Annotated in this window: 32 protein-coding genes; 18 read left to right on the top strand and 14 right to left on the bottom strand. The window is 60.0% G+C overall.

The genetic code is table 11. From position 1 onward, the window contains the following. The first annotated feature begins 39 nt into the window (after positions 1-39). The 5 genes from ACO77H_RS23275 to ACO77H_RS23255 are packed head-to-tail and all read left to right on the top strand — an operon-like array spanning position 40 to position 3,813. A complete protein-coding gene (locus ACO77H_RS23275) occupies positions 40-435 on the top strand; it encodes a FagA protein (protein ID WP_169950894.1) in 396 nt (131 codons plus the stop codon). Beyond that, positions 428-1,804 (top strand): class II fumarate hydratase, encoded by a 1,377-nt coding sequence (locus ACO77H_RS23270; RefSeq protein WP_169950891.1) that lies wholly within the window; start codon positions 428-430, stop codon positions 1,802-1,804. The genes ACO77H_RS23275 and ACO77H_RS23270 overlap by 8 nt, the downstream gene beginning before the upstream one ends. A 27-nt stretch (positions 1,805-1,831) precedes the next feature. Then, the gene (locus ACO77H_RS23265) at positions 1,832-2,275 is read left to right on the top strand and encodes a hypothetical protein (RefSeq protein WP_169950889.1); all 444 of its coding nucleotides are present in this window, start codon (positions 1,832-1,834) and stop codon (positions 2,273-2,275) included. A gap of 1 nt (position 2,276) precedes the next feature. Continuing rightward, positions 2,277-2,888: a superoxide dismutase gene (locus ACO77H_RS23260; protein ID WP_169950887.1), complete on the top strand. Its 612-nt coding sequence runs from the start codon at positions 2,277-2,279 to the stop codon at positions 2,886-2,888. A 31-nt stretch (positions 2,889-2,919) separates the two neighbouring features. Beyond that, the gene (locus tag ACO77H_RS23255; protein ID WP_169950885.1) at positions 2,920-3,813 is read left to right on the top strand and encodes a ZIP family metal transporter; all 894 of its coding nucleotides are present in this window, start codon (positions 2,920-2,922) and stop codon (positions 3,811-3,813) included. A 121-nt stretch (positions 3,814-3,934) separates the two neighbouring features. Here the strand turns inward: ACO77H_RS23255 and ACO77H_RS23250 are convergent, their stop codons facing one another. The 10 genes from ACO77H_RS23250 to ACO77H_RS23205 all read right to left on the bottom strand — a co-directional run bounded on the left by ACO77H_RS23250 (position 3,935) and on the right by ACO77H_RS23205 (position 10,945). Further along, positions 3,935-4,207: an HPr family phosphocarrier protein gene (locus tag ACO77H_RS23250; protein WP_170041742.1), complete on the bottom strand. Its 273-nt coding sequence runs from the start codon at positions 4,205-4,207 to the stop codon at positions 3,935-3,937. Positions 4,208-4,223: 16 nt separating this feature from the next. Beyond that, positions 4,224-5,081 (bottom strand): RNase adapter RapZ, encoded by an 858-nt coding sequence (gene rapZ / locus ACO77H_RS23245; RefSeq protein WP_169950881.1) that lies wholly within the window; start codon positions 5,079-5,081, stop codon positions 4,224-4,226. A gap of 2 nt (positions 5,082-5,083) precedes the next feature. Further along, positions 5,084-5,548, bottom strand: a complete 465-nt coding sequence (gene ptsN / locus ACO77H_RS23240; protein WP_029291796.1) for a PTS IIA-like nitrogen regulatory protein PtsN — start codon at positions 5,546-5,548, stop codon at positions 5,084-5,086. A 12-nt stretch (positions 5,549-5,560) separates the two neighbouring features. Further along, positions 5,561-5,866, bottom strand: coding sequence for a ribosome hibernation-promoting factor, HPF/YfiA family (gene hpf, locus ACO77H_RS23235; protein ID WP_032860085.1), 306 nt, complete (start codon positions 5,864-5,866; stop codon positions 5,561-5,563). 75 nt (positions 5,867-5,941) lie between these two features. Further along, positions 5,942-7,435, bottom strand: a complete 1,494-nt coding sequence (locus ACO77H_RS23230; protein ID WP_169950879.1) for an RNA polymerase factor sigma-54 — start codon at positions 7,433-7,435, stop codon at positions 5,942-5,944. A gap of 184 nt (positions 7,436-7,619) precedes the next feature. Continuing rightward, complete coding sequence (lptB, locus tag ACO77H_RS23225; RefSeq protein WP_029291791.1) at positions 7,620-8,345, bottom strand: LPS export ABC transporter ATP-binding protein; 726 nt, start codon at positions 8,343-8,345, stop codon at positions 7,620-7,622. Continuing rightward, positions 8,345-8,878: a lipopolysaccharide transport periplasmic protein LptA gene (lptA, locus tag ACO77H_RS23220; protein ID WP_169950877.1), complete on the bottom strand. Its 534-nt coding sequence runs from the start codon at positions 8,876-8,878 to the stop codon at positions 8,345-8,347. Before lptA ends, lptB begins: the two co-directional genes overlap by 1 nt. Continuing rightward, positions 8,865-9,437 carry an LPS export ABC transporter periplasmic protein LptC gene (lptC, locus tag ACO77H_RS23215; RefSeq protein ID WP_169950875.1) on the bottom strand — a complete coding sequence of 191 codons (573 nt, stop codon included), beginning with the start codon at positions 9,435-9,437 and terminating at the stop codon, positions 8,865-8,867. The genes lptA and lptC overlap by 14 nt, the downstream gene beginning before the upstream one ends. An 8-nt stretch (positions 9,438-9,445) precedes the next feature. Next, a complete protein-coding gene (locus tag ACO77H_RS23210) occupies positions 9,446-9,970 on the bottom strand; it encodes a KdsC family phosphatase (protein ID WP_032860082.1) in 525 nt (174 codons plus the stop codon). Continuing rightward, complete coding sequence (locus ACO77H_RS23205) at positions 9,971-10,945, bottom strand: KpsF/GutQ family sugar-phosphate isomerase (protein ID WP_169950873.1); 975 nt, start codon at positions 10,943-10,945, stop codon at positions 9,971-9,973. It lies immediately after the preceding gene. Positions 10,946-11,233: 288 nt separating this feature from the next. Between ACO77H_RS23205 and ACO77H_RS23200 the strand changes: the two genes are divergently transcribed. The 10 genes from ACO77H_RS23200 (at position 11,234) to hisC (ending at position 19,209) form a co-directional block, all read left to right on the top strand. Continuing rightward, positions 11,234-12,043 (top strand): ATP-binding cassette domain-containing protein, encoded by an 810-nt coding sequence (locus ACO77H_RS23200; RefSeq protein ID WP_038443322.1) that lies wholly within the window; start codon positions 11,234-11,236, stop codon positions 12,041-12,043. Next, entirely contained in the window at positions 12,043-12,840 is a 798-nt protein-coding gene (mlaE, locus tag ACO77H_RS23195; RefSeq protein ID WP_170056740.1) for a lipid asymmetry maintenance ABC transporter permease subunit MlaE, read from the top strand. Before ACO77H_RS23200 ends, mlaE begins: the two co-directional genes overlap by 1 nt. Next, the gene (mlaD, locus tag ACO77H_RS23190) at positions 12,840-13,307 is read left to right on the top strand and encodes an outer membrane lipid asymmetry maintenance protein MlaD (RefSeq protein ID WP_076963541.1); all 468 of its coding nucleotides are present in this window, start codon (positions 12,840-12,842) and stop codon (positions 13,305-13,307) included. The genes mlaE and mlaD overlap by 1 nt, the downstream gene beginning before the upstream one ends. A gap of 11 nt (positions 13,308-13,318) precedes the next feature. Next, positions 13,319-13,972, top strand: coding sequence for an MlaC/ttg2D family ABC transporter substrate-binding protein (locus ACO77H_RS23185; protein WP_169950869.1), 654 nt, complete (start codon positions 13,319-13,321; stop codon positions 13,970-13,972). Further along, entirely contained in the window at positions 13,969-14,274 is a 306-nt protein-coding gene (locus tag ACO77H_RS23180) for an STAS domain-containing protein (protein ID WP_169950867.1), read from the top strand. Before ACO77H_RS23185 ends, ACO77H_RS23180 begins: the two co-directional genes overlap by 4 nt. Before the next feature lie 114 nt (positions 14,275-14,388). Continuing rightward, positions 14,389-14,628: a BolA family protein gene (locus ACO77H_RS23175; RefSeq protein ID WP_010567702.1), complete on the top strand. Its 240-nt coding sequence runs from the start codon at positions 14,389-14,391 to the stop codon at positions 14,626-14,628. Positions 14,629-14,651: 23 nt separating this feature from the next. Beyond that, positions 14,652-15,917: a UDP-N-acetylglucosamine 1-carboxyvinyltransferase gene (murA, locus tag ACO77H_RS23170; protein WP_029291769.1), complete on the top strand. Its 1,266-nt coding sequence runs from the start codon at positions 14,652-14,654 to the stop codon at positions 15,915-15,917. A gap of 156 nt (positions 15,918-16,073) precedes the next feature. Further along, positions 16,074-16,709, top strand: coding sequence for an ATP phosphoribosyltransferase (gene hisG / locus ACO77H_RS23165; RefSeq protein WP_003188599.1), 636 nt, complete (start codon positions 16,074-16,076; stop codon positions 16,707-16,709). A gap of 127 nt (positions 16,710-16,836) precedes the next feature. Next, positions 16,837-18,153: a histidinol dehydrogenase gene (gene hisD, locus ACO77H_RS23160; protein WP_432754620.1), complete on the top strand. Its 1,317-nt coding sequence runs from the start codon at positions 16,837-16,839 to the stop codon at positions 18,151-18,153. 3 nt (positions 18,154-18,156) lie between these two features. Then, positions 18,157-19,209, top strand: coding sequence for a histidinol-phosphate transaminase (hisC, locus tag ACO77H_RS23155; RefSeq protein WP_432754619.1), 1,053 nt, complete (start codon positions 18,157-18,159; stop codon positions 19,207-19,209). 130 nt (positions 19,210-19,339) lie between these two features. Here the strand turns inward: hisC and ACO77H_RS23150 are convergent, their stop codons facing one another. After that, positions 19,340-20,614: a uracil-xanthine permease family protein gene (locus ACO77H_RS23150; RefSeq protein ID WP_169950858.1), complete on the bottom strand. Its 1,275-nt coding sequence runs from the start codon at positions 20,612-20,614 to the stop codon at positions 19,340-19,342. 2 nt (positions 20,615-20,616) lie between these two features. Then, entirely contained in the window at positions 20,617-21,255 is a 639-nt protein-coding gene (upp, locus tag ACO77H_RS23145) for a uracil phosphoribosyltransferase (protein ID WP_029291751.1), read from the bottom strand. 163 nt (positions 21,256-21,418) lie between these two features. Between upp and ACO77H_RS23140 the strand changes: the two genes are divergently transcribed. The 3 genes from ACO77H_RS23140 (at position 21,419) to ACO77H_RS23130 (ending at position 22,964) form a co-directional block, all read left to right on the top strand. Beyond that, complete coding sequence (locus ACO77H_RS23140; protein WP_078046900.1) at positions 21,419-21,976, top strand: hypoxanthine-guanine phosphoribosyltransferase; 558 nt, start codon at positions 21,419-21,421, stop codon at positions 21,974-21,976. A 3-nt stretch (positions 21,977-21,979) separates the two neighbouring features. Then, positions 21,980-22,447, top strand: coding sequence for a WbuC family cupin fold metalloprotein (locus ACO77H_RS23135; protein WP_169950856.1), 468 nt, complete (start codon positions 21,980-21,982; stop codon positions 22,445-22,447). 229 nt (positions 22,448-22,676) lie between these two features. After that, entirely contained in the window at positions 22,677-22,964 is a 288-nt protein-coding gene (locus ACO77H_RS23130; protein ID WP_169956401.1) for a PA4642 family protein, read from the top strand. Positions 22,965-23,034: 70 nt separating this feature from the next. On the opposite strand, the gene mqo is transcribed toward ACO77H_RS23130, so the two are convergent. After that, positions 23,035-24,543, bottom strand: coding sequence for a malate dehydrogenase (quinone) (gene mqo / locus ACO77H_RS23125; protein WP_169956399.1), 1,509 nt, complete (start codon positions 24,541-24,543; stop codon positions 23,035-23,037). Between the two features lie 733 nt (positions 24,544-25,276). Further along, positions 25,277-25,513 carry a hypothetical protein gene (locus ACO77H_RS23120; RefSeq protein WP_432754618.1) on the bottom strand — a complete coding sequence of 79 codons (237 nt, stop codon included), beginning with the start codon at positions 25,511-25,513 and terminating at the stop codon, positions 25,277-25,279. Positions 25,514-25,606 lie beyond the last annotated feature (93 nt).

Genomic DNA, 25,606 nt, shown 5'->3' with positions numbered 1-25,606 from the left:
CATTTAATAATAAATATCATTATCGAGTGAGCGTGGATCATGAGTTCTGTCCTGCACGAGGATCCCTACCTGGAAAGCTGGCGCTGGATGAGTCGCCAGATTCGCTGTGGGCTCAACCCTGACGAGCCGCGCCTGATCGAGCATTATCTGAACGAGGGGCGCTACCTGGCCTGCTGCACGGCTACGCACCCGTGGACCATCGCCGAGACCTCGTTCCGCCTGCTGATCGATACCGCCACCGATATCGCCTTGCCCTGGCATTGGCGCTCCACGTGCCTGGACCAGGCCTGGCGCCCGCTGCGCGACCTGGAAAACCTCTCTCACTGCGCCTGTCGCCTCAAGCGCTGGCAGACCTTTGCCTGGCAATTGGCGACTTGCGAACTGCAACCTTCGATTTCTCACTCCGACTTGGTGCAAGGATCTTCCGATGAGTAATACCCGTATCGAACGCGACAGCATGGGCGAACTGCGAGTGCCGGCCGACGCGTTGTATGGCGCACAAACCCAGCGTGCGGTGGATAACTTTCCGATCAGCCACCAGCGCATGCCGACCCAGTTCATCCGTGCCCTGATCCTGGCCAAGGCCGCGGCCGCCAAGGCCAACGTCGATCTCAAGCAGATCAGTGCAAGCCAGGGCAAAGCCATCGTCGACGCCGCCCAGGGTTTGCTGGAAGGTGACTTCATGCAGCACTTCCCTGTGGATATCTTCCAGACCGGCTCCGGCACCAGCTCCAACATGAATGCCAACGAAGTGCTTGCGACCCTGGCCAGCCGCCTGTTGGGCGAACCGGTCAACCCTAATGACCACGTCAATTGTGGGCAAAGCAGCAACGACATCATCCCGACCACCATTCACGTCAGCGCCGCGCTGGTGTTGCATGAACAGACGTTGCCGGCATTGCTGCACCTGGTTGAGGTGATCGAGCGCAAGGCGGTAGAGGTTCATCCGTTCATCAAGACCGGGCGCACTCACCTGATGGACGCCATGCCTGTACGCATGAGCCAGGTTCTCGAAGGGTGGGCGCAGCAACTCAAGGCCAATATCGCTCACTTGCAGGGCTTGTTGCCAAGCCTGCAGGCCCTGGCCCAGGGCGGTACTGCGGTAGGTACCGGGATCAATGCGCACCCTGAGTTTGCGGCGCGTTTCAGCCAGCAGTTGAGCAGCCTGACCCAGGTGCAGTTCACACCGGGTACGAACCTGTTTGCTCTGATTGGCTCCCAGGACACCGCCGTCGCCGTCTCCGGCCAACTGAAGGCCATTGCCGTGTCGCTGATGAAAATCGCCAACGACCTGCGCTGGATGAACTCCGGCCCACTCGCCGGTCTCGGTGAAATCGAGCTCGAAGGCCTGCAACCAGGCTCGTCGATCATGCCGGGCAAGGTCAATCCGGTGATTCCAGAGGCCACCGCAATGGTTGCGGCACAGGTGATCGGCAATGACAGCGTAATCACCATCGCCGGTCAGTCCGGCAACTTCGAACTCAACGTGATGCTGCCGATCATCGCCCAGAACCTGCTCAGCAGCCTGGAGCTGTTGGCCAACTCCAGTCGTCTGCTGGCAGACAAGGCCATCGCCAGCTTCAAGGTCAACGAACCCAAGCTCAAGGAAGCGCTGTCGCGCAACCCGATCCTGGTCACCGCACTCAACCCGATCATTGGGTACCAAAAGGCCGCTGAAATCGCCAAGAAAGCCTATCAACAAGGCCGGCCGGTGATTGATGTGGCGCTCGAGCACACCGACCTGCCCCGCAGCCAACTGGAAGTCCTCCTGGATCCGGAAAAGCTCACGGCGGGTGGCGTGTAATTACCGACCCTGCTTTGGAGGCTCACCATGGAGCACTGGAAACGCACGATCGAACGGGCCAATCGCTGCTTTATGCAAGGCGAACTGGTGGATGCCCGCGAGCATTACCTGCAAGCCCTGGCCCTGGCCCAAGTGTTGTTCGAGCGCTGGGGTGATGCCGACGAGGCGGTGGCGGCCTGCGTCATTTCCCATCACAACCTGGCGGACCTGCATCTGCGCCTGAACCAGCCTGAAGAAAGCGCCGAATACCTCTGCGCCATTCACCAGCGCTTGCTGCAGACCATGCAGGACACCCGGCTGCCTCAAGCATTGCGCGAGGCAGCCTTGCGCCAGAGCAGCAAGACCTACGTCGAACTGTTGAATTTCATCAGCGATCACGGCGAGTACCCCCGTACCCATCGCTTGCTGGGCAGCAATACGGCGCAGACGGATGCGCCGACCCGCAACAGCCCTTTCTATGGAGCACATTGATATGTCCTACACCTTGCCTGCCTTGCCTTACGCCTACGACGCCCTGGAACCGCATATCGATGCGCAAACCATGGAAATCCACTACACCAAGCACCACCAGACCTACATCAACAACCTCAATGCCGCCGTCGAAGGCACCGAGTTCGCCGGCTGGCCCATCGAGAAACTGGTCTCCAGCGTCCAGCAACTGCCGGAAAAACTGCGCGCAGCGGTGATCAACCAGGGGGGCGGGCATGCCAACCACTCGTTGTTCTGGGCGGTCATGTCGCCCAAGGGCGGCGGCAAGCCCGAAGGTGCCCTGGGCCAGGCGATTGATGCACAGTTGGGTGGCTTTGATGCCTTCAAGGAGGCCTTCACCAAAGCTGCGCTGACCCGCTTCGGCAGTGGTTGGGCCTGGCTGAGCGTGACCCCGCAAAAGACCCTGGTGGTCGAGAGCAGTGGTAACCAGGACAGCCCGTTGATGAACGGCAATACGCCGATCCTCGGTCTGGACGTCTGGGAGCACGCCTACTACCTGCTGTATCAGAACCGCCGTCCTGAATACATCAACGCTTTCTACAGTGTTATCAACTGGCCGGAAGTCGCTGAGCGCTACCAGGCTGCACTGGCTTAATGCCCTCTCATAACAAGACCTAAGGCCGACTATGGGCACTGAAACACTGGCGATCAGCAGCGTACGAATGTTCCGCTATGCGTTTGGCTCGCTGCTGCTATTGGCTGGAACTGCATTGCTGGTGGCCCACGGGCTGGCCTGGCTGAACCTCGAGCCGCGGATCCTGCGTGCCCTGCAAGGTGGCGCAATCTGTGCCCTGGGCACTGCATTGGGCGCGGTGCCGGTACTGGTGATCCGGCGGATGCCGTTGGCGGTCAGCGACACACTGCTGGGGTTTGGCGCTGGCGTGATGTTGGCGGCGACCGCGTTTTCGCTGGTCGTGCCGGGGATTGCCGCCGCTGAAAACCTGGGGCTCAGCCCCTGGGCGTCCAGCGGCCTGATCAGCTTCGGCATCATGCTGGGCGCCTTCGGCCTGTTCCTGGTGGACCGCAAGGTCTCCGGTGCCAGTCCGGAGCTGCTGGTTGGCACCCCTGACAAACCGGTAATTCCACCACGCATCTGGCTGTTTGTATTTGCCATCATTGCCCACAACATCCCCGAAGGCATGGCGGTGGGCGTCTCGGCGGGGGGCGGCATGCCCGATGCCGACAGCCTGGCCATGGGCATCGCCTTGCAGGATGTACCGGAAGGGTTGGTGATCGCGTTGGTGTTGGCTGGGGCGGGGATGTCGCGGGTCAAGGCCTTCTTGATCGGCGCGGCATCCGGGCTGGTGGAGCCGGTGTTTGCCGTGTTGTGTGCCTGGTTGGTCAGCCTGGCCGAGATGCTGCTGCCTTTGGGCCTGGCCCTGGCGGCGGGGGCGATGCTATTGGTGGTGACTCATGAAGTGATCCCCGAGTCGCGCCGCAATGGTCATGACAAGCTCGCCAGCCTGGGGTTGTGCATTGGGTTTTGCCTGATGATGGCAATGGATACAGCGCTGGGCTGATGCCTAGCGCAAATCCAATGTAGGAGCTGGCTTGCCTGCGATGCAGGCACCCCGGTTTTTCGTCTAGACCGAGGTGATGCTATCGCAGGCAAGCCAGCTCCCACGCAAGCCCGTACAGGGGCTATTCGCCTTCATCGAAGTAATTGTTGATCAACTTCACCAGCGCATCCAGCGCTTCCTGCTCCTGCTCACCTTCGGTCTTCAGATGAATCTTGGTGCCCTTGCCTGCGGCGAGCATCATCATGGCCATGATGCTTTTACCATCGACCATGGACTCCGGTGTACGCCCGGCACGCACCTGGCAAGGAAACTGGCCCGCTACCCCGACAAATTTAGCCGACGCGCGGGCATGCAGGCCCAGTTTGTTGATGATTTCAATTTCCAGAGCGGGCATCGCGAAGGTGTTCCTTTCAGCTGAGGTCGCGGTGGCGAACCTGGACATTCTTGAGGGTTTTCTGCAAGACCTGGCCCAGCCGCTCGGTCAGGTAGACGGAGCGGTGATGCCCGCCGGTACAGCCGATAGCGATGGTGACGTAGGCCCGGTTGCTGGCGGCAAAGCGCGGTAGCCACTTGAGCAGGTAGCTGGAGATGTCCTGGAACATCTCTTCCACATCCGGTTGCGCCGCCAGGTACTCGGCAACCGGTAGGTCCAGCCCGGACTGATCGCGCAGTTCCGGCTTCCAATAAGGGTTGGGCAGGCAACGCACGTCAAATACCAGGTCGGCGTCTACCGGCATGCCCCGCTTGAAACCAAAGGATTCAACCAGGAAGGCCGTGCCCGGTTCCGGTTGGTTCAGCAGGCGCAGCTTGATGGCGTCACGCAGCTGGTAAAGGTTCAGGCTAGTGGTATTGATCTTGAGGTCGGCCAAATCGATGATCGGCCCCAACAGCTTGGTCTCGTCTTCGATGGCTTCGGCCAGCGAGCGGTGTGGGCTGCTCAGCGGGTGGCGGCGACGGGTCTCCGAGAAGCGCTTGAGCAGCGTTTCTTCGTCGGCGTCCAGGTACAGCACGTCGCAATGAATATGCTTGGCACGTACCTCTTCAAGCAATTCCGGGAATCGCGTGAGGTGGCTGGGTAGGTTGCGTGCATCGATCGAAACGGCCACCAACGGTTGCGCCAGTTCGGTATGGATCAGCGCGCGCTCAGCCAGCTCGGGCAGGAGGCCAGCCGGCAAGTTGTCGATGCAATAGAAGCCGTTGTCCTCTAACACATTGAGGGCCGTACTTTTACCTGAGCCGGAACGCCCGCTGACGATGATCAAACGCATGATTACTGCCCGCTTTGCTCATCTAGGACAACCTGATACAGCGCTTCATTGGTGCTGGCGCTACGCAGTTTCTTACGTACTTCTTCACGGTCGAGCATGCTGGCGATCTGCCGGAGCAGCTCCAGGTGTGCATCGGTGGCCGCTTCCGGGACCAGAAGGACGAACAGCAGGTCAACCGGAGCGCCATCGATGGCGTCGAAATCAGTGGGGGCGTCCAGGTGCAGCAGGGCGCTTACCGGTGTTTCACAGCCTTTGAGGCGGCAATGAGGAATAGCGATGCCGTTGCCAAAACCGGTCGAGCCAAGTTTTTCACGGGCGATCAGGGCCTCATACACGTCTTGCATCACCAGTTCAGGCACTTCGCGGCTGATCAGGTTGGCAATCTGTTCGAGGGCTTTCTTTTTACTGCCGCCCGGCGCGTTCACGAGGGAACGGCCGGGGGTCAGGATGGTTTCAAGTCGAATCATGGGTGGGGAGTGTTAGCGGCCTGTGCCTTGAAGAAGGCTCTGCTGCTTTTCCTTATGCTTTTTGATTTGGCGATCCAGCTTGTCGGTCAGGTCGTCAATGGCGGCATACATGTCTGAATGCTCTGCATTGGCGACTACTTCCCCGCCGGGTATACGCAAGGTGGCTTCGATTTTCTGCTTCAGCTTTTCGACAGACATGATGACTTGCACATTGGTGATCTTGTCGAAATGCCCCTCAATTCGTTTGAGTTTTTCGCTGATGTAGGCGCGCAGCGGTTCGGTCACTTCCAGTTGGTGTCCACTGATGTTGACTTGCATACAGCTTCTCCTTCGTTGCCAGTGCATAAAGCGGCGGGTAGGGATACCCGCCACTGGAACGCTGTGGCCTGCCCGTCACATCAACCGCTTACGCTCGCTGGAAGGCGCGATCCCAAGGGACTCGCGGTACTTGGCGACGGTTCGACGGGCGACCTGAATGCCTTGTGCTTCCAGTAAACCAGCGATCTTGCTGTCACTCAACGGCTTTTTCTGATTTTCCGCCGCAACCAGTTTTTTGATGATCGCGCGGATCGCCGTGGACGAGCATTCGCCGCCCTCGGAGGTGCTGACGTGGCTGGAGAAAAAGTATTTCAGCTCATATATACCCCGTGGGGTATGCATGAATTTCTGCGTAGTGACCCGGGAGATAGTCGATTCATGCATGCCGACAGCCTCGGCAATGTCATGCAGCACCAAAGGCTTCATCGCTTCGTCGCCGTACTCCAGGAAGCCGCGCTGATGCTCGACGATCTGGGTGGCCACTTTCATCAGGGTCTCGTTGCGGCTTTGCAGGCTCTTGATGAACCAGCGTGCTTCCTGCAACTGGTTGCGCATGAACGTGTTGTCGGCACTGGTATCGGCCCGGCGCACGAAGCCTGCGTACTGCGGGTTGACCCGCAGGCGTGGCACCGATTCCTGGTTCAGTTCCACCAGCCAGCGCTCGTTGTCCTTGCGCACAATTACGTCAGGTACGACATATTCGGCTTCGCTGGACTCGATCTGCGAGCCTGGGCGCGGGTTGAGGCTCTGTACCAGTTCGATGATCTGGCGCAGGTCATCTTCCTTGAGCTTCATCCGGCGCATCAGCTGGCTGTAGTCGCGGCTGCCCAACAGGTCGATGTAATCGGTGACCAGGCGTTGGGCCTCGGTCAGCCACGGTGTCTTGGCGGGCAGTTGGCGCAATTGCAGCAACAGGCACTCGCTGAGGTTGCGCGCGCCAATGCCGGCAGGCTCGAACTGCTGGATGCGGTGCAGGACGGCTTCGATTTCGTCCAGCTCGATATCCAGCTCCGGGTCGAAGGCCTCGAGGATTTCTTCAAGGGTTTCGTCCAGGTAGCCCTGATTGTTGATGCAGTCGATCAGGGTCACGGCGATCAGGCGATCGGTGTCGGACATCGGGGCAAGGTTCAGTTGCCACAGCAAGTGGCTCTGCAGGCTTTCGCCGACGGAGGTGCGGGTGGTGAAGTCCCACTCGTCATCATCGTTGCTGGGCAGGCTGCTGGCGCTGGTCTGGTAGACATCTTCCCAGGCCGTATCCACCGGCAGTTCATTGGGGATGCGTTCGTTCCATTCGCCTTCTTCCAGGTTATCCACCGTGGGTGCGGTTTCCTGGTAGGACGGTTCCTGGACGTCAGTGTTGGGTTTTTGCTCTATGTTGTCGGCCAGCGGGTCGGCATTATCGAAGTCGTCGCCTTCTTCCTGGCGTTCGAGCATCGGGTTGGACTCCAGGGCCTCCTGGATTTCCTGTTGCAGGTCCAGGGTCGACAATTGGAGCAGGCGGATGGCCTGTTGCAGCTGCGGTGTCATCGTCAGCTGCTGGCCCATTCTCAGGACTAGCGATGGTTTCATGGCAGGGGCTTAACACCTTATTCGCCGGCGCAATGCGCCATCCACGACAGGGCGCGTGAGCGCCAAACATAAGCAAATTATATGCCTGATATCGGGGGCTTTGCCTAGAGCGCGGTAACAATAAAAATAATGAGGTTTTTATTGACTCCCGCGCCTGATGGCGAATGTCCTGACACCCCAGCGCTTACAGGCGGAACTCGTGCCCCAGGTACACTTCCTTGACCAGTTCGTTGGCCAGGATGGTGGCGGAGTCGCCTTCGGCAATCAGTTGGCCGTCGTTGACGATGTAGGCGGTTTCGCAGATATCCAGGGTCTCACGCACGTTGTGGTCGGTGATCAGTACGCCGATCCCCTTGGCCTTGAGGTGATGGATGATCTGCTTGATGTCGCCTACCGAAATCGGGTCGACACCGGCGAAGGGTTCATCCAGCAGGATGAACTTCGGTGCAGTGGCCAGGGCGCGGGCGATTTCCACGCGACGGCGCTCGCCGCCGGACAGGCTCATGCCGAGGTTGTCGCGAATGTGGTTGATGTGGAACTCCTGCAGCAGGCTTTCCAGCTCCTGGCGGCGTCCGTCGCGATCCAGTTCCTTGCGGGTTTCAAGGATCGCCATGATGTTGTCGGACACCGACAGTTTGCGGAAGATCGACGCCTCCTGGGGGAGATAGCCGATCCCGGCCCGTGCACGACCGTGCATGGGCTGGTGGCTGACGTCCAGGTCGTCGATCAATACGCGACCCTGGTCCGCCTGGACCAGGCCGACAATCATGTAGAAGCAGGTGGTCTTGCCGGCACCGTTGGGGCCAAGCAGGCCGACGATCTGGCCGCTGTCGATCGACAGGCTGACGTCGCGCACGACCTGACGGCTTTTATAGGCCTTGGCCAGATGCTGGGCTTTCAGGGTTGCCATTACTGGGCCTTCTTCTTCGGCTGGATAACCATGTCGATTCGCGGACGTGGCGCAGTGACCTTGGTGCCATTGGCGCGGCCGGCAGTGGCGACCTGCTTGACGGTGTCGTAGACGATTTTCTCGCCTTCGGTCGAGTTGCCGTCACTGCTGATCACTTTGGCGCGGTCGGTCAGTACGATGCGATTCTGCGGGGCATGGTACTGGATGGTCACGCCGTAGCCCTTGATCGGAGCTGGGTCGGTCGCCGCCTGTTGCTGCTCGAAATAGGCCAGGTTGCCCACCGAGGTCACGACGTCGATGTCGCCAGCCGGGGTGCGGGTAAGGGTTACGGTATTGCCGGTAATCTTCATCGAGCCTTGAGTGATGATTACGTCGCCCTTGTAGGTCGCGATACCTTGTTTGTCATCCAACTGCGCATCGTCAGCCTGAATGTGGATCGGTTGCTGGCTATCGTTCGGCAGAGCCCAGGCGCTCACGCTTCCCAGTGCTGCGCCCAGACCGAGCAAAATAGGGAGGGTTTTAACGAGCCTCATACTGTCCTCTTACGTTCGATAGCAGGTGTATCCTGCTTTCTTTCAAATACGCTTTCATTCCCTTGCCAGTCGATACACCGCCAGCGCCGTCGATTCTAACGTCTTGCTCGGTCTGCGCATATTGCTTCTGTGGGAATACGGTCATGCGACTGCTGGTAATAATGGTGTCGCGGTTCTGGGCGTCAGTGCGGGCAACACGCACCGAGTCGATCAGCTCCACTTCGGTACCGTCCGGGTTGACCTCGCCACGCTTGCTGGTGACGTGCCACGGAAATTCGGTGCCGCGATACAGGTTCAGGTCCGGATTGGTCAGCAGTGTGACCTCCGAAGCCTTCAGGTGTTCGACCTTGTCCGACGTCATTTCGTACTGCACCTTGCCGTCTGGCAGGAACTGCACGCTGTAGGCGTTGGTGGCGTAATAGTCGATGGCGCCCTGGTCGACCTGCGCGACAGGCTGGTCGAGGAAGCGCTCCGGGCTGATATTCCAGTAGCCCACCGCGAGGAACAGCGCGGCGATGGCTCCGAATATCAGGAAGTTGCGAATCTTTTTGCTCAGCATAGAAGGCTCTATAGGTAGGCGGCGTGGGCCGCTTCAAGGCTGCCCTGGGCGCGCAGGATCAGCTCGCAGAACTCGCGCGCGGCACCTTCGCCGCCACGGGCCTGGGTAATGCCGTGGGCGTGTTCGCGAACAAATGACGCGGCATTGGCCACCGCCATGCCCAGGCCGACGCGGCGAATCACCGGCAAGTCAGGTAAGTCGTCACCCAGATAGGCGACCTGCTCATAGCTTAGGTTGAGTTTCCCAAGAAGCTCATCCAGGACCACCAGTTTATCCTCGCGGCCCTGATACAGGTAAGGAATCCCCAGGTTTTGTGCGCGGCGTTCCACGACCGGGGTCTTGCGACCACTGATAATCGCGGTTTGCACGCCAGAGGCCATCAGCATCTTGATGCCCTGGCCGTCCAGCGTGTTGAACGTCTTGAATTCACTGCCGTCTTCGAGGAAGTACAGGCGGCCATCGGTCAGCACGCCGTCCACATCGAAAATTGCCAGTTTGATGGCCTTGCCCCGTTGCAACAGGTCGTTGCTCATTTACATCACTCCTGCGCGCAGCAAATCGTGCATGTTCAGGGCGCCAATCGGATGATCGGCATCATCGACCACCACCAGGGCGCCGATTTTATGATCTTCCATGATCTTCAGGGCTTCCGCCGCGAGCATTTCGGCGCGGGCGGTCTTGCCGTGGGGGGTCATGACTTGATCGATAGTCGCGGTATGGATATCGATGGTGCGGTCCAGAGTGCGACGCAGGTCGCCGTCGGTGAACACCCCGGCCAGGCGCCCGTCGGCCTCGAGGATCACGGTCATGCCCAGGCCCTTGCGGGTCATTTCCATCAGCGCGTCCTTGAGCAGGGTGCCACGCTGTACCTGTGGCAGCTCATCGCCAGCATGCATGACGTTTTCCACTTTCAGCAGCAGGCGACGGCCAAGGGCGCCACCCGGGTGGGAAAAGGCGAAGTCTTCGGCGGTAAAACCACGGGCTTCCAGCAAGGCTACGGCTAGCGCGTCGCCCATGACCAGGGCGGCGGTGGTGGAGGAGGTCGGCGCCAGGTTCAGTGGGCAGGCTTCATGGGTCACATGCACGTTCAGGTTCACTTCGGCGGCCTTGGCCAGCGTCGAGTCCGGGTTACCGGTCATGCTGATCAGCTTGATGCCCAGGCGCTTGATCAGGGGCAGCAGGGTCACGATTTCGTTGGTGGTGCCGGAGTTGGACAGGGCGACGATCACGTCGTCGCGGGTAATCATGCCCATGTCACCGTGGCTGGCTTCGGCCGGGTGCACGAAAAAAGCCGTGGTGCCGGTGCTCGCCAGGGTGGCGGCAATCTTGTTGCCGACATGGCCTGACTTGCCCATGCCGACCACGACAACCCGGCCTTTACTGGCCAGGATCATCTCGCAGGCGCGTACGAAATCTGCGTCGATATGGGCCAGCAAGCCTTCTACGGCTTCAAGCTCGAGGCGGATGGTGCGTTGTGCGGATTGAATAAGGTCGTTGGATTGGCTCATGTCTGAAATCGTATAGCCTGACGAAAAGTCGGCGATTATAGCGGGATTGAGCAATTCCCTCACGCAAGTTCGTCAGCTGTTGTTCTTCTAGAGAGTGAGATCAGTCCCAAATGCGCTTTTTACCTGTCCTGTTTCTGAACAAGCGCTGCTGCGGCCTTGGGCGCTCTACGTCAGCAGTGATATAGTTCGCCGCCAGTTCGGTCCGCGCAGCGCACATGTGTCTAACTGTCGCAAGCAGTTGTCCCAAGCATGGTGTCTGAGTGAGAAGCTGCATCCCAAGGAGTTTAGATGAGTGCCGATAACGCCTACGCGGTCGAGCTGAAGGGCCTTTCCTTCAAGCGCGGTACGCGCAGCATCTTCAATAATGTCGATATTCGCATTCCCCGCGGCAAGGTGACGGGTATCATGGGCCCTTCCGGTTGCGGCAAGACGACCCTGCTGCGCCTGATGGGCATGCAGTTGCGTCCGACTGCCGGGGAGGTCTGGGTCAATGGCCAGAACCTGCCGACCCTGTCGCGCAGCGACTTGTTCGATGCGCGCAAGCACATGGGGGTGCTGTTCCAGAGCGGCGCTCTGTTCACCGACCTCGATGTTTTCGAAAACGTCGCGTTTCCGCTGCGGGTGCACACCCAGCTGTCCGAAGAAATGATTCGTGACATTGTTTTGTTGAAGTTGCAGGCCGTCGGCCTTCGCGGTGCCATCGACCTGATGCCAGATGAACTCTCCGGCGGTATGAAGCGGCGTGTCGCCCTGGCGCGGGCGATTGCGCTCGATCCGCAGATCCTCATGTATGACGAGCCGTTCGTCGGCCAGGACCCTATCGCCATGGGCGTCCTGGTGCGCCTGATCCGCCTGCTCAACGATGCGCTGGGCATCACCAGTATCGTGGTTTCCCACGACCTGGCCGAAACCGCGAGCATTGCCGACTACCTCTATGTGGTCGGCGATGGCCAGGTATTGGGCCAGGGCACGCCTGAAGAGCTGATGAACGCTGATAACCCGCGCATTCGCCAATTCATGACCGGCGATCCTGATGGCCCGGTGCCTTTTCATTTTCCGGCAGCGGATTACCGCGCAGATCTCCTGGGGAAGCGCTGATGCGCAAGACATCTTTAATCGAGAAGGTTCGCCTTTTCGGTCGTTCCGGCATCGACATTGTCGAAGTGCTCGGGCGTTCGACGATTTTCCTGTTTCACGCCTTGCTGGGCCGCGGCAGTATCGGCGGCGGTTTTGGCTTGCTGCTCAAGCAGTTGCACTCGGTGGGCGTGATGTCCCTGGTGATCATCGTGGTCTCCGGGGTTTTCATCGGCATGGTGCTGGCGTTGCAGGGCTTCAATATCCTGTCCAGCTACGGTTCCGAGCAGGCGGTGGGGCAGATGGTTGCGCTAACGCTGCTGCGTGAACTGGGACCGGTGGTCACCGCGTTGCTGTTTGCCGGGCGCGCCGGTTCTGCGTTGACTGCCGAGATCGGCAACATGAAGGCCACCGAGCAGTTGTCCAGCCTGGAAATGATCGGCGTGGACCCGCTCAAGTACATCGTTGCCCCGCGCCTGTGGGCCGGCTTCATTTCCCTGCCTCTGCTGGCGATGATTTTCAGCGTGGTCGGGATCTGGGGTGGCTCATGGGTGGCAGTGGACTGGCTGGGGGTCTACGACGGCTCCTACTGGGCCAACATGCAAAACAGCGTGACGTTCAGCGGTGACGTGCTCAATGGCATTATCAAGAGCATCGTCTTCGCTTTCGTCGTGACTTGGATCGCCGTATTCCAAGGCTATGACTGTGAGCCCACTTCAGAAGGGATCAGTCGTGCCACCACCAAGACCGTTGTGTACGCCTCGCTGGCGGTACTGGGTCTTGACTTCATTTTGACCGCCTTGATGTTTGGAGATTTCTGATGCAAAACCGCACTGTGGAAATCGGTGTCGGCCTTTTCTTGCTGGCTGGCATCCTGGCTTTACTGTTGCTTGCCCTGCGAGTCAGCGGCTTGTCGGCCAGCTCCAGCGCCGACACCTATAAACTTTACGCCTACTTCGACAATATCGCCGGTTTGACGGTCAGATCCAAAGTGACCATGGCCGGTGTGACCATCGGCAAGGTCACGGCAATCGATCTGGACCGCGACAGCTTCACCGGCCGAGTGACCCTGCAACTGGACAAGAAGGTAGATAACCTGCCGACTGACTCCACGGCGTCTATCCTCACGGCGGGTCTGCTGGGCGAGAAGTACATCGGTATCAGCGTGGGCGGGGAAGAAGCCTTGCTCAAGGATGGTTCGACCATTCATGACACACAGTCGTCGTTGGTGCTGGAGGACCTGATCGGTAAATTCCTGCTTAATACGGTTAGTAAAGACGCCAAATGAGGAGTTTGTTCATGATCTCAACCTTGCGACGTGGCCTGTTGGTGCTGTTGGCAGCCTTGCCATTGATGGCTAACGCCGTGGCAGCGCCTTCGGCGCACGACATAATTGATAGAACCACCAAAGAGCTGCTGGCTGACCTTGCCGCAAACAAAGAGCAGTACAAGCAGAGCCCAAGCGCGTTCTACGATGCCCTCAACGGTATCGTGGGCCCGGTGGTCGATGCTGATGGCATCTCCCGCAGCATCATGACCGTCAAGTACTCGCGCAAGGCCACGCCTGCGCAGATGCAGCGCTTCCAGGAAAACTTCAAGCGCAGCCTGATGCAGTTCTACGGCAACGCCCTGCTGGAATACAACAACCAGGGTATCGTCGTATCTCCGGCCAAGGATGAGTCCGGCAACCGTACCAGCGTGGATATGCAGGTCAAGGGCAACAATGGCTCGATCTACCCGGTTTCCTACACCCTCGAGAAAATCAACGGTGAATGGAAAGTGCGCAACGTGATCATCAACGGCATCAACATCGGCAAGCTGTTCCGTGACCAGTTCGCCGATGCCATGCAGCGCAATGGCAACGACCTGGACAAGACCATCGATGGTTGGGCCGGCGAAGTGGCCAAGGCCAAGGAAGTGACCGAAGAAGCCGCAGAGAAGCAGGCCCCATGACTGAGTCGGCTGTTCGTCAAGGCCAGGCCGGCGAGCTGCTCTTAAGTGGCGTGCTCGACTACAGCACCGGGCCGGCCCTGCGCAAGCAGGGCCAGGCGCTGATCAATGCCAGCACTGCGTCGGCAGTGGTTATCGACTGCTCGGCGGTGGTGAAGTCCAGCAGTGTTGGCTTGTCATTGCTCCTGTGTTTCCTACGCGACGCCGCGGCGGTCAACAAACCTGCCAGTATTCGTGCATTACCCGAGGATATGCGGGAAATTGCCCAGGTTTGCGGTCTGGCCGAGCTGTTGGCGCATCCTTAATACACATTATTGAAGAAGCCCCCCGTCAGAGTCCTGCTATGCGGGGTTCGCAGGCGCGGGGCTTTTTTGTATGATGTGCGACCCGCGCGCACTGGGCGCCGATAGAGGTTGAGCATGCAGGCCCTAGAAGTTAAAAGCTTCCTTGAAGGAAAGCTGCCGAATACTGAGGTTGCAGTTGAAGGCGAAGGCTGCAATTTCCAGCTGAACGTGATTAGCGATGAACTGGCGGCATTGAGCCCGGTCAAGCGTCAGCAGCAGATCTATGCCCATTTGAACCCGTGGATCACCGATGGCAGCATCCATGCGGTCACTATGAAATTTTTCAGCCGCGCGGCCTGGGCCGAGCGCACCTGAGCCCCCAAGGCGTCGAGATTCTTATGGATAAATTGATTATTACCGGCGGTGCCCGTCTTGATGGCGAAATCCGTATCTCCGGGGCTAAAAACTCGGCCTTGCCGATCCTGGCTGCTACCTTGCTGTGTGATGGCCCGGTTACCGTAGCCAACCTGCCGCACCTGCACGACATCACCACCATGATCGAGCTGTTCGGTCGCATGGGCATTGAGCCGGTGATCGACGAGAAGCTGTCGGTCGAAATCGACCCGCGCACCATCAAGACCCTGATCGCCCCGTACGAACTGGTGAAAACCATGCGTGCCTCGATCCTGGTACTGGGCCCGATGGTTGCCCGTTTCGGCGAAGCCGAAGTGGCACTGCCTGGCGGTTGCGCCATTGGCTCGCGGCCGGTGGACCTGCACATCCGTGGCCTTGAAGCCATGGGTGCGACCATCGACGTCGAAGGCGGCTACATCAAGGCCAAGGCGCCGGAAGGCGGCCTGCGTGGCGCGAACTTCTTCTTTGATACCGTCAGCGTGACCGGTACCGAGAACATCATGATGGCCGCTGCCCTGGCGAACGGCCGCAGCGTCCTGCAAAACGCCGCGCGCGAGCCGGAAGTGGTCGACCTGGCCAACTTCCTGATCGCCATGGGTGCCAACATCACTGGCGCCGGCACCGACACCATCACCATCGACGGTGTGAAGCGCCTGCACTCGGCTACCTATAAGGTCATGCCGGACCGTATCGAGACCGGTACCTACCTGGTTGCTGCTGCCGTCACCGGTGGTCGCGTCAAGGTCAAGGATACCGATCCGACCATCCTGGAAGCGGTCCTGGAAAAACTGCGCGAAGCGGGTGCCGAAATCACCACCGGCGAAGACTGGATCGAGCTCAACATGCACGGCAAGCGGCCAAAAGCCGTCAACGTGCGTACCGCTCCGTACCCGGCGTTCCCGACCGACATGCAGGCGCAGTTCATCTCCCTGAACGCGATTGCCGAAGGCACCGGTGCTGTGATCGAGACCATCTTCGAGAACCGCTTCATGCACGTGTACGAACTGCACCGCATGGGCGCCAAGATCCAGGTCGAAGGCAACACAGCCATCGTCACCGGTATCGAGCAGCTCAAGGGCGCGCCAGTAATGGCCACCGACCTGCGGGCTTCGGCCAGCCTGGTGATCTCGGCGCTGTGCGCTGACGGCGACACCCTGATCGATCGCATCTACCACATAGACCGTGGCTACGAGTGCATCGAAGAAAAACTGCAGATGCTCGGCGCAAAAATTCGCCGCGTACCGGGCTAGTCCCCACTGCTCGGGCGCAGGGAAGCGCCCGCCCGAGGTGTGCACAGGCACGCCTTGGCTGAATTTGTTTCAAATCGAGGCTGTAATGGCCTCGATCTGTGTCTGGCGCCGTTTGCGACCGGACAGCAATAGCCTGATGAAGGACTGACGTTTCCCATGTTGACCATCGCACTGTCCAAGGGCCGCATCCTTGACGATACTTTGCCGCTTCTGGCTGAAGCGGGCATCGTGCCGACCGAGAATCCGGACAAGAGCCGCAAGCTGATCATCCCCACGACCCAGGACGACGTTCGCCTGTTGATCGTGCGGGCTACCGACGTGCCGACCTACGTGGAACATGGCGCCGCCGACCTTGGTGTCGCCGGTAAAGACGTGTTGATGGAATACGGCGGCCAGGGCCTGTACGAGCCGCTGGACCTGCGTATCGCCCTGTGCAAGCTGATGACTGCCGGTCGTGTCGGTGACGTCGAGCCAAAAGGCCGCCTGCGGGTGGCCACCAAGTTCGTCAACGTCGCCAAGCGTTATTACGCCGAGCAAGGCCGCCAGGTCGATATCATCAAGCTCTATGGCTCGATGGAACTGGCACCGCTGATCGGCCTGGCCGACAAGATCATCGACGTGGTCGACACCGGCAACACCCTGCGCGCCAACGGCCTGGAACCCCAGGACTTTATCGCTGACATCAGCTCCCGCCTGATCGTCAACAAAGCTTCGATGAAAATGCAGCACGCCCGGATCCAGGCGTTGATCGACACCCTGCGCAAGGCAGTGGAGTCTCGACACCGCGGTTGACTCACCTGCGCGGCCCTAGGTCGCGCCCGTCTATCCGCCTCATAGCCAGAATTCTCAGGTGCCCAAGCGGAAACGACTGCTAGTTTAGGGCGCCTGAGTTTTTGCCAATACTATTGAGGCCCTCGCTATGACCACGTCCACTGCAATTGCCCGACTCAACGCTGCCGACCCGGATTTCGCCCATCATCTGGATCATCTGCTGAGCTGGGAAAGTGTGTCCGACGACTCGGTCAACCAGCGGGTGCTCGACATCATCAAGGCCGTGCGTGAGCGCGGCGATGCGGCGCTGGTGGACTTTACCCGCCAGTTCGACGGCCTGGACGTCAAGTCCATGGCCGACCTGATCCTGCCCCGCGAACGCCTGGAGTTGGCCCTGACGCGCATCACCGCGCCCCAGCGTGAAGCCCTGGAAGTCGCGGCCGCGCGGGTGCGCAGCTACCACGAAAAACAGAAGCAGGATTCCTGGAGCTACACCGAGGCTGATGGCACGGTGCTGGGGCAGAAAGTCACGCCCCTGGACCGCGCCGGCCTGTACGTGCCAGGCGGCAAGGCTTCATACCCTTCGTCGGTGCTGATGAATGCCATTCCCGCCAAAGTTGCGGGCGTGACCGAAGTGGTCATGGTGGTCCCGACCCCGCGCGGTGAAATCAACGAACTGGTGCTGGCTGCCGCTTGCATCGCAGGCGTTGACCGCGTGTTTACCATCGGTGGCGCCCAGGCCGTCGCCGCGTTGGCCTATGGCACCGAAAGCGTGCCGAAAGTAGACAAGGTGGTCGGCCCCGGCAACATCTATGTCGCCACCGCCAAGCGCCATGTGTTTGGCCAAGTCGGGATCGACATGATCGCCGGCCCTTCGGAAATCCTCGTGGTGTGCGACGGCCAGACCGATCCGGACTGGATCGCCATGGACCTGTTCTCCCAGGCCGAGCACGACGAAGACGCCCAGGCGATCCTGGTCAGCCCCGACGCCGAGTTCCTCGGCAAGGTGGCGGCGAGCATCAACAAGTTGCTGCCGACCATGGACCGCGCCGAGATTATCGAGAAGTCGATCAATGGCCGGGGTGCGCTGATCCAGGTGCGGGACATGGAACAGGCTATCGAAGTGGCCAACCGCATTGCCCCTGAGCACTTGGAGCTGTCGGTGGCCGACCCACAGGCCTGGCTGCCATCGATTCGCCACGCCGGTGCGATCTTCATGGGCCGCCACACCAGCGAAGCCCTGGGTGACTACTGCGCCGGCCCCAACCATGTGTTGCCGACCTCGGGCACTGCGCGATTTTCGTCGCCGCTGGGGGTGTATGACTTCCAGAAGCGCTCGTCGATCATCTTTTGCTCGCCACAAGGGGCTTCCGAGCTAGGCAAGACCGCCTCGGTGCTGGCCCGTGGTGAATCGTTGAGCGCGCACGCCCGCAGCGCCGAATACCGCATCGTCAAGGGGGAGTAAGACATGAGCAAATTCTGGAGCCCTTTCGTCAAGGACCTCGTGCCTTACGTGCCCGGCGAGCAGCCGAAGCTGACCAAGCTGGTCAAGCTCAACACCAACGAAAACCCCTATGGCCCGTCGCCCAAGGCCCTGGCGGCGATGCATGCCGAGTTGAACGACAACCTGCGTTTGTACCCGGACCCCAACAGCGACCTGCTCAAGCAGGCCGTGGCCAAGTACTACGGGGTGGATGGAAGCAAGGTCTTCCTCGGTAACGGTTCCGACGAAGTCCTGGCGCATATCTTCCACGGTCTGTTCCAGCACGACCTGCCACTGTTGTTCCCGGATATCAGCTACAGCTTCTACCCGGTGTACTGCGGCCTGTATGGCATCACCTCGGCCCCGGTGCCGCTGGACGAGCAGTTCCAGATCCGCGTGGCGGACTACGCCAAGCCCAACGGCGGGATCATCTTCCCCAACCCGAACGCGCCGACCGGCTGCGTGCTGGCGCTGGACGCGGTGGAGCAGCTGCTCAAGGCCAGCCCGGATTCGGTGGTGGTGGTCGATGAAGCCTATATCGACTTCGGCGGCGAAACCGCCATCAGCCTGGTGGATCGCTACCCCAACCTGCTGGTCACCCAGACCCTCTCCAAATCGCGCTCACTGGCCGGTTTGCGGGTAGGCCTGGCGGTGGGGCATCCGGACCTGATCGAGGCGCTGGAGCGGGTCAAGAACAGCTTCAACTCCTATCCGCTGGATCGCCTGGCGATTGTCGGCGCGGCGGCGGCCTTTGAAGATCGTGAATACTTCGAGAAGACCTGCCAATTGGTGATCGACAGCCGCGAGAAGGTGGTTGCGCAGTTGCAGGACAAAGGCTTTGAAGTGCTGCCGTCGGCTGCCAACTTCATCTTCGCCCGCCACCCACGGCACGAAGCGGCCAGCCTGGCGGCCAAGCTGCGTGAGCAAGGGGTGATCGTGCGGCACTTCAAGCAGGAGCGGATTGCCCAGTTCCTGCGGATCAGCATCGGTACGCCTGAGCAGAACCAGGCGTTGATCGATGGCTTGGGCGATCTTTAAGCCTTAGATCTATATTGGCTGGACTGGCCTCATCGCGGGCAAGCCCGGCTCCCACATTGGAATGCGTTCCCATGTGGGAGCCGGGCTTGCCCGCGATGAGGCCATCAGCAACACCGACAGTCCCTAACCTTCAGAGCAACGGCTCGTCCGGCTTCTTGTGCTTCCAGCCATCATTGCCCGGCAGCAGCAGGTTCAGGCCAATCGCTACCACCGCGCACAGGGCGATGCCCTTGAGGCCGAAATCGTCCGGGCCAGTGCCGGTGCCGATCAGCACACCACCTATCCCGAACACCAGGGTCACCGACACAATCACCAGATTGCGCGCCTCCCCCAGGTCGATCTTGTGACGGATCAAGGTGTTCATCCCCACCGCCGCAATCGAACCGAACAGCAGGCACAGAATCCCGCCCATCACCGGCACCGGAATGCTCTGCAGCAGCGCGCCGAACTTGCCGACAAAGGCCAGGGTGATGGCAAATACCGCCGCCCAGGTCATGATTTTCGGGTTGTAGTTCTTGGTCAGCATTACCGCGCCGGTCACTTCGGCGTAGGTAGTGTTGGGCGGGCCGCCGAACAGGCCAGCCGTGGTGGTGGCGATGCCGTCGCCCAATAGCGTGCGATGCAGGCCGGGCTTTTTCAGGTAATCGCGACCGGTCACGCTACCCACGGCAATCACGCCGCCGATGTGTTCAATGGCTGGTGCCAGGGCTACCGGGACGATGAACAGAATCGCCTGCCAGTTGAATTCCGGCGCGGTGAAGTGGGGCAGGGCGAACCACGGGGCGGCGGCGATCTTCGCGGTGTCGACCACGCCAAAGTAGAACGACATGCCAAAACCCACCAGCACCCCGGCAATGATCGGCACCAGGCGGAAAATGCCCTTGCCGAATACGGCCACGATCAGCGTGGTCAGCAGCGCCGGCATCGAGATCAGCATTGCCGTCTGGTAGTGGATCAGCTCGGCACCGTCGCCCGACTTGCCCATTGCCATGTTCGCGGCAATCGGCGCCATGGCCAGGCCGATGGAGATGATCACCGGTCCGATCACCACGGGCGGCAGCAGCCGGTCGATAAAACCGGTGCCTTTGATCTTCACGGCCAGGCCGAGGAAGGTGTAGACGAAACCCGCCGCCATCACCCCGCCCATGGTCGCCGCAAGGCCGAACTGGCCCTTGGCGAGAATGATCGGGGTGATAAAGGCAAAGCTCGAGGCCAGGAACACCGGCACTTGGCGCCCCGTGACGACCTGGAACAGCAATGTGCCCAGGCCTGCGGTAAACAGCGCAACGTTTGGATCAAGACCTGTGATCAGTGGCATCAACACCAGCGCGCCAAATGCTACGAAGAGCATTTGTGCGCCAGACAGGATCTGGCGCCAAAGCGGGTCGTTGAATTCATCCTGCATGCTCACGCGTCCTTCTGCTTGGTGCCGAAGATCTTGTCGCCAGCATCGCCCAGGCCCGGAATGATGTAGCCGTGCTCGTTCAGGCGCTCATCGATGGACGCGGTATAGATCACTACATCCGGGTGCGCTTTTTCGACGGCGGCAATACCTTCGGGAGCAGCGACCAGCACCATGGCGCGGATGTCCTTGCAGCCGGCTTTCTTCAGCAGATCGATGGTGGCAACCATGGAGCTACCGGTGGCCAGCATCGGGTCGATGATCATCGCCAGGCGCTCGTCGATTTCCGGTACGAGTTTTTCCAGGTAGGTGTGGGCCTGCAGGGTCTCTTCGTTGCGGGCGACGCCCACAGCGCTGACCTTGGCGCCCGGGATCAGGCTCAGCACGCCTTCAAGCATGCCGATACCGGCGCGCAGGATCGGCACCACGGTAATTTTCTTGCCGGCGATTTTCTCGACCTGGACGGGACCGCACCAACCGGGGATCTCGTAGTTTTCCAGGGGCAAATCTTTGGTGGCTTCGTAGGTGAGCAACGCTCCGACTTCCTGAGCAAGCTCACGGAAGTTCTTCGTGCTAATGTCGGCGCGGCGCATAAGGCCGAGCTTGTGTCGGATCAGCGGGTGGCGGATCTCACGGATGGGCATGGGGAAAGGCTCCGGCGGCGGGCAAAAAAACCGGCCTAGATTAATCTATCCGAGGGTGTTGTCCTATAGACAACCAGTACGTTAGTCCATAAAGGCTTGAACGTTGCGTCCCAGAGGCGTACCTTCGCCCGCTTTTCTTGCCACAGTACCCCTGGAGAGCGCCATGTCCGCTGATCTCGAGCATATCCGTCAAATCATGCACGAGGCTGACTGCCTGTACACCGAAGCGCAAGTCGAAGAGGCTATCGCCAAGGTCGGCGCGCACATCACCCGTGAAATGGCCGATACCAACCCGGTGGTGTTCTGTGTGATGAACGGTGGTCTGATTTTCGCCGGCAAATTGCTGACTCATCTGCAATTCCCGCTGGAAGCGTCCTACTTGCACGCCACGCGCTATCGCAACGAAACCAGCGGCGGCGACCTGTTCTGGAAGGCCAAGCCGGAAGTGTCGTTCATCGACCGTGACGTGCTGATCATCGATGACATCCTCGACGAAGGTCATACCCTGGGCGCGATCATCGACTTCTGCAAACACGCCGGCGCGCGCAAAGTGCACACCGCCGTGCTGATCGACAAAGACCACGACCGCAAGGCCCGGCCAGACCTGAAGGCTGATTATGTTGGCCTGCCGTGCATCGACCGTTACATTTTCGGTTATGGCATGGACTACAAGGGCTACTGGCGCAACGCCAATGGCATCTTTGCCGTGAAGGGGATGTAAGCCATGGCGCGTTTTCTTGATCAGTCGCTGTTTGCCGAATTGGCCGAGAAAGCCGCCCTCAACCCCCGTGGCCGGCAGAACGTCAACTTCCACCAGATGGAAGAGCCTTGCCATCGCATGGCTGTTGGGTTGCAGCCACACACTTATGTGCAGCCCCATCGTCATCTCACCGCTGACAAAGCCGAGACCCTGCTGGTACTCAAGGGGCGCCTGGGCATTCTGATCTTCAGCGAGTCAGGCGAGGTCCTGGAGCGGCGCGTCTTGCAGGCGGGTGGAGATTGCCTGGGTGTCGACCTATCGCCCGGTGTTTTCCATGGCCTGGTGGTGCTTGAGCCCGACACGATGATGTTCGAGTGCAAGGCTGGCCCCTATCGCCCGGTGGGCGAGGGCGAACTGGCCACCTGGGCGCCCCGGGAAGGCGAGGCTGGCATGGCTGAGTATCATCGCTGGATGCTGGCCCAGTTCGATTGAACCTGGCAGCAAAAAAACAGGTGGGTTTGTGTGGGAGCGGGCTTGTCGGGTCGCCGCATCGCCGCGATAGCGGAGTGTCAGGTTAGATATATTCGACTGACCCACCGCCATCGCGGCGATGCGGCGACCCGACAAGCCCGCTCTCACATAGAGCCTCGTGGCTTCCGAACCTTGTGTCCCGCAGGTAGACTTCCACTCCCGTGTAAATGTCTGCAGGCTGGAGTCGGCAATGCGTAAAGATAAGAAACAAGTGATTGGTGACGAGATCGGCGACGATCAGATCAAGCTGTTCCTGGATTTTGAACCGGTCGACGCCACTTCACCGTCCCTGCACAAACTGATCAAAGCCTATCGCGGCCTGCGCATCGATGACTTCGGACGTTTCCTGACCTTTTTCAAAGAGGCCGGGCTGGACCTCGACGGCAAGGATGAGCATGGCCAGACCTTCGTCGATCTGATCAAGGACCAGCGCAACGCGGACGAGTACCTCGAGCTGATCGAACAAGCCCGCGGCTGATTTCCAAGACATACAAAAACGCCCCGTTCTCATCACGAGAGCGGGGCGTTTTTTTGCCTTTTTGTAGGCGTCAGGCGTAGCTTGCGGCCTCGCTACCTTGCTCAACCAGCTCCAGGCTGATGTTGTTCTGCACGCTGATCTTGCGATACAGCTCGGCATCGGTTTCCAGGACTTTTTCCCGGGCCGGGAAGATCTCCTGCAGCTTGGCCGCCCACTCGCCGGCCGCCTGGGTCGGGAAGCATCGTTCGATCAGATCCAGCATGATCGAAACAGTCACCGAAGCCCCTGGAGAGGCGCCCAGCAGTGCCGCCAGCGAACCGTCCTTGGCCGCGACCAGCTCGGTGCCGAATTGCAGCACGCCGCCTTTCTTCGGGTCTTTCTTGATGATCTGCACCCGTTGGCCGGCCACTTCCAGGCGCCAGTCCTCGGCTTTGGCTTCGGGGTAGAAGCGGCGCAGGGATTCCAGGCGCTGCTCCATGGACTGCATCACTTCGCTGACCAGGTACTTGGTCAGGTCCATGTTGTCCCGGGCCACGGCCAGCATCGGGCCGATGTTGCCCAGGCGAATCGACATGGGCAGGTCAAGGAACGAACCGAACTTGAGGAACTTGGTGGTGAAGCCGGCATATGGCCCGAACAGCAGGGATTTCTTGCCATCCACCACGCGGGTGTCCAGGTGCGGCACCGACATCGGCGGCGAACCCACGGCGGCCTGGCTGTAGACCTTGGCCTGGTGCTGCTTGACTACTTGCGGGTTGTCGCAACGCAGCCACTGGCCGCTGACCGGGAAACCGCCAAAGCCCTTGCTCTCTTCGATACCTGAGGCTTGCAGCAGCGGCAGGGCCGCGCCGCCGGCGCCGAGGAACACGAACTTGGCGTCGACATGGCGCGTGTTGCCGCTGTTGACGTCCTTGATGCTCACGGTCCAGCCAGCACCATTGCGCTTGAGGCCGGTGACGCGCTTGCTGTACTTGACCTGGGCATCGGCCGAACTGCTCAGGTGCGCGAGCAATTGGTTGGTCAGGGCGCCGAAGTTGACGTCGGTGCCGTTCATCACGCGGGTCGCGGCGATTTTTTCGTCAGCCGGGCGGCCCGGCATCATCAGCGGCATCCATTCGGCCATTTCGGCACGGTCTTCGGTGTAGTGCATATCCGAGAACGCGTGGTGCTGGCTGAGGGTTTCAAAGCGCTTCTTGAGGAACGACACGCCTTTTTCGCCCTGCACGAAGCTCAGGTGCGGCACTGGGCTGATAAAGGACTTGGACGAGCCAAAGGTGCCTTTTTTGGTCAGGTACGCCCAGAACTGCTTCGACACCTCGAACTGGGTGTTGATGTGCACGGCTTTTTTGATGTCGATGGAGCCATCACCCGCCTGCGGGGTGTAGTTCAGCTCGCACAGGCCGGCGTGGCCGGTACCGGCGTTGTTCCACGGGTTGGAACTCTCCGCGGCACCCGAATCCATCAGCTCAACGACTTCCAGCTTGAGGCCGGGGTCGAGCTCCTTGAGCAGCACGGCAAGGGTGGCACTCATGATGCCCGCACCTACCAGTACTACGTCGACTGCTTCGTTATGCGCCATTTAACGCGTCTCCAAAATCTGCAGCACCAAATTGACGGCATGGCTGCCAGGAGTGACGGGGCGGTTCACGTGATGCCCCAGGTTACCCATGGCCAGGATCGCCATGTCCGATTCTTCGCAATTTTTTTGCAACTTCAGCGGACGCTGCCGACCAGGCCTTATCTGCATATGAACGCATTTAAGGGGCCCTGTGGCAATTCGACTTATGGTCAAGTACGTCCGATCGTGCAACCAAATCCGTAGCGGACAGGCTTCAAGCTCCGGTTTTTGAGGAGTACTCGGTCCTGTGTGGTTGGGCAGTGCCAGACGTTGATGGTGCTTGTACAAACGCAAAACTATTCATTTGCTCGCCACACTCTTGTGAAGTTGTGAAAACCCGTTTTTTTCACGCTCTTTTGAAGACGTGAACCTCAAAAAAGGGCTGCCCCAGCCTGGCACCTGGCCCGAAATCACTGCCGACACGCGGCATAACGGGCAAACAACTCAAGTGGCCGAGCGCAATGGCAGCTCTGGCAGATTCGGTAAAGGCGCAGGTTTGCAGACAAAACAGCCAGCTCGCCAGCTTCACTCGATCTGTGTGGGCGGCTCTCTGTGGGCGGTGCGGGGGAGCTAATACCAGGGCATTAGCGATGCTGCGAGGCCCGATCAGGAGACGTCCTTATAATCGGGGGGAGATTGTAGCGAAGAACTGGCGGGAAATGGACGTGTTTTATGACTTTTATTAGCGCTTCGGTCAGGCGGTCAACGGCAGGCGGTGTGATGACCGTGCGCGGCGCGGGCTGACACGGGCGCGGGCGGGCAGAGGATGGTGCATCCAGCTCAGGCGGATCTCCTGGACTTCGACCCAGCCTTCGCCCACGGGCGGCTGGCTGCACTGCTTGAAGGCCTGGCAGCGACCTTGCGAGTCGAGCAGGGCAAAGTTGCGATGGGCGGGCGTGCGCGCGAAAAAGCGCCAGAGAAAATTGAGCATGGCGGGCCTCCTGAGAATGACGCCAAGCATATCTGTCAAGAATGACATCTGGGTGACACTGAGTCGCTGCACGCAGGCCTGGACCTGAGGTTG

It is taken from the genome of Pseudomonas sp. WMBT8 (assembly GCF_050916005.1).
Taxonomy (GTDB): domain Bacteria; phylum Pseudomonadota; class Gammaproteobacteria; order Pseudomonadales; family Pseudomonadaceae; genus Aquipseudomonas.
Note: the sequence above shows the minus strand (reverse complement) of the source record. Positions and strands in the feature narration are given on the sequence as shown.

Excerpts from the sequence above, each read along its gene's own strand:
- ACO77H_RS23130 (WP_169956401.1), top strand. The coding sequence starts at position 22,677 with ATGCGTAAAGATAAGAAACAAGTGATTGGTGACGAGATCGGCGACGAT.
- hisD (WP_432754620.1), top strand. The coding sequence starts at position 16,837 with ATGACCACGTCCACTGCAATTGCCCGACTCAACGCTGCCGACCCGGAT.
- mlaD (WP_076963541.1), top strand. The coding sequence starts at position 12,840 with ATGCAAAACCGCACTGTGGAAATCGGTGTCGGCCTTTTCTTGCTGGCT.
- lptC (WP_169950875.1), bottom strand. The coding sequence starts at position 9,437 with ATGCTGAGCAAAAAGATTCGCAACTTCCTGATATTCGGAGCCATCGCC.
- ACO77H_RS23120 (WP_432754618.1), bottom strand. The coding sequence starts at position 25,513 with ATGCTCAATTTTCTCTGGCGCTTTTTCGCGCGCACGCCCGCCCATCGC.
- ACO77H_RS23205 (WP_169950873.1), bottom strand. The coding sequence starts at position 10,945 with ATGAGCCAATCCAACGACCTTATTCAATCCGCACAACGCACCATCCGC.
- hpf (WP_032860085.1), bottom strand. The coding sequence starts at position 5,866 with ATGCAAGTCAACATCAGTGGACACCAACTGGAAGTGACCGAACCGCTG.
- ACO77H_RS23265 (WP_169950889.1), top strand. The coding sequence starts at position 1,832 with ATGGAGCACTGGAAACGCACGATCGAACGGGCCAATCGCTGCTTTATG.
- ACO77H_RS23250 (WP_170041742.1), bottom strand. The coding sequence starts at position 4,207 with ATGCCCGCTCTGGAAATTGAAATCATCAACAAACTGGGCCTGCATGCC.
- mlaE (WP_170056740.1), top strand. The coding sequence starts at position 12,043 with ATGCGCAAGACATCTTTAATCGAGAAGGTTCGCCTTTTCGGTCGTTCC.
- lptA (WP_169950877.1), bottom strand. The coding sequence starts at position 8,878 with ATGAGGCTCGTTAAAACCCTCCCTATTTTGCTCGGTCTGGGCGCAGCA.
- ptsN (WP_029291796.1), bottom strand. The coding sequence starts at position 5,548 with ATGATTCGACTTGAAACCATCCTGACCCCCGGCCGTTCCCTCGTGAAC.
- ACO77H_RS23150 (WP_169950858.1), bottom strand. The coding sequence starts at position 20,614 with ATGCAGGATGAATTCAACGACCCGCTTTGGCGCCAGATCCTGTCTGGC.
- ACO77H_RS23210 (WP_032860082.1), bottom strand. The coding sequence starts at position 9,970 with ATGAGCAACGACCTGTTGCAACGGGGCAAGGCCATCAAACTGGCAATT.
- ACO77H_RS23135 (WP_169950856.1), top strand. The coding sequence starts at position 21,980 with ATGGCGCGTTTTCTTGATCAGTCGCTGTTTGCCGAATTGGCCGAGAAA.
- rapZ (WP_169950881.1), bottom strand. The coding sequence starts at position 5,081 with ATGCGTTTGATCATCGTCAGCGGGCGTTCCGGCTCAGGTAAAAGTACG.
- lptB (WP_029291791.1), bottom strand. The coding sequence starts at position 8,345 with ATGGCAACCCTGAAAGCCCAGCATCTGGCCAAGGCCTATAAAAGCCGT.
- murA (WP_029291769.1), top strand. The coding sequence starts at position 14,652 with ATGGATAAATTGATTATTACCGGCGGTGCCCGTCTTGATGGCGAAATC.
- mqo (WP_169956399.1), bottom strand. The coding sequence starts at position 24,543 with ATGGCGCATAACGAAGCAGTCGACGTAGTACTGGTAGGTGCGGGCATC.
- hisC (WP_432754619.1), top strand. The coding sequence starts at position 18,157 with ATGAGCAAATTCTGGAGCCCTTTCGTCAAGGACCTCGTGCCTTACGTG.
- ACO77H_RS23270 (WP_169950891.1), top strand. The coding sequence starts at position 428 with ATGAGTAATACCCGTATCGAACGCGACAGCATGGGCGAACTGCGAGTG.
- hisG (WP_003188599.1), top strand. The coding sequence starts at position 16,074 with ATGTTGACCATCGCACTGTCCAAGGGCCGCATCCTTGACGATACTTTG.
- ACO77H_RS23275 (WP_169950894.1), top strand. The coding sequence starts at position 40 with ATGAGTTCTGTCCTGCACGAGGATCCCTACCTGGAAAGCTGGCGCTGG.
- upp (WP_029291751.1), bottom strand. The coding sequence starts at position 21,255 with ATGCCCATCCGTGAGATCCGCCACCCGCTGATCCGACACAAGCTCGGC.
- ACO77H_RS23140 (WP_078046900.1), top strand. The coding sequence starts at position 21,419 with ATGTCCGCTGATCTCGAGCATATCCGTCAAATCATGCACGAGGCTGAC.
- ACO77H_RS23200 (WP_038443322.1), top strand. The coding sequence starts at position 11,234 with ATGAGTGCCGATAACGCCTACGCGGTCGAGCTGAAGGGCCTTTCCTTC.
- ACO77H_RS23230 (WP_169950879.1), bottom strand. The coding sequence starts at position 7,435 with ATGAAACCATCGCTAGTCCTGAGAATGGGCCAGCAGCTGACGATGACA.
- ACO77H_RS23260 (WP_169950887.1), top strand. The coding sequence starts at position 2,277 with ATGTCCTACACCTTGCCTGCCTTGCCTTACGCCTACGACGCCCTGGAA.
- ACO77H_RS23180 (WP_169950867.1), top strand. The coding sequence starts at position 13,969 with ATGACTGAGTCGGCTGTTCGTCAAGGCCAGGCCGGCGAGCTGCTCTTA.
- ACO77H_RS23255 (WP_169950885.1), top strand. The coding sequence starts at position 2,920 with ATGGGCACTGAAACACTGGCGATCAGCAGCGTACGAATGTTCCGCTAT.
- ACO77H_RS23175 (WP_010567702.1), top strand. The coding sequence starts at position 14,389 with ATGCAGGCCCTAGAAGTTAAAAGCTTCCTTGAAGGAAAGCTGCCGAAT.
- ACO77H_RS23185 (WP_169950869.1), top strand. The coding sequence starts at position 13,319 with ATGATCTCAACCTTGCGACGTGGCCTGTTGGTGCTGTTGGCAGCCTTG.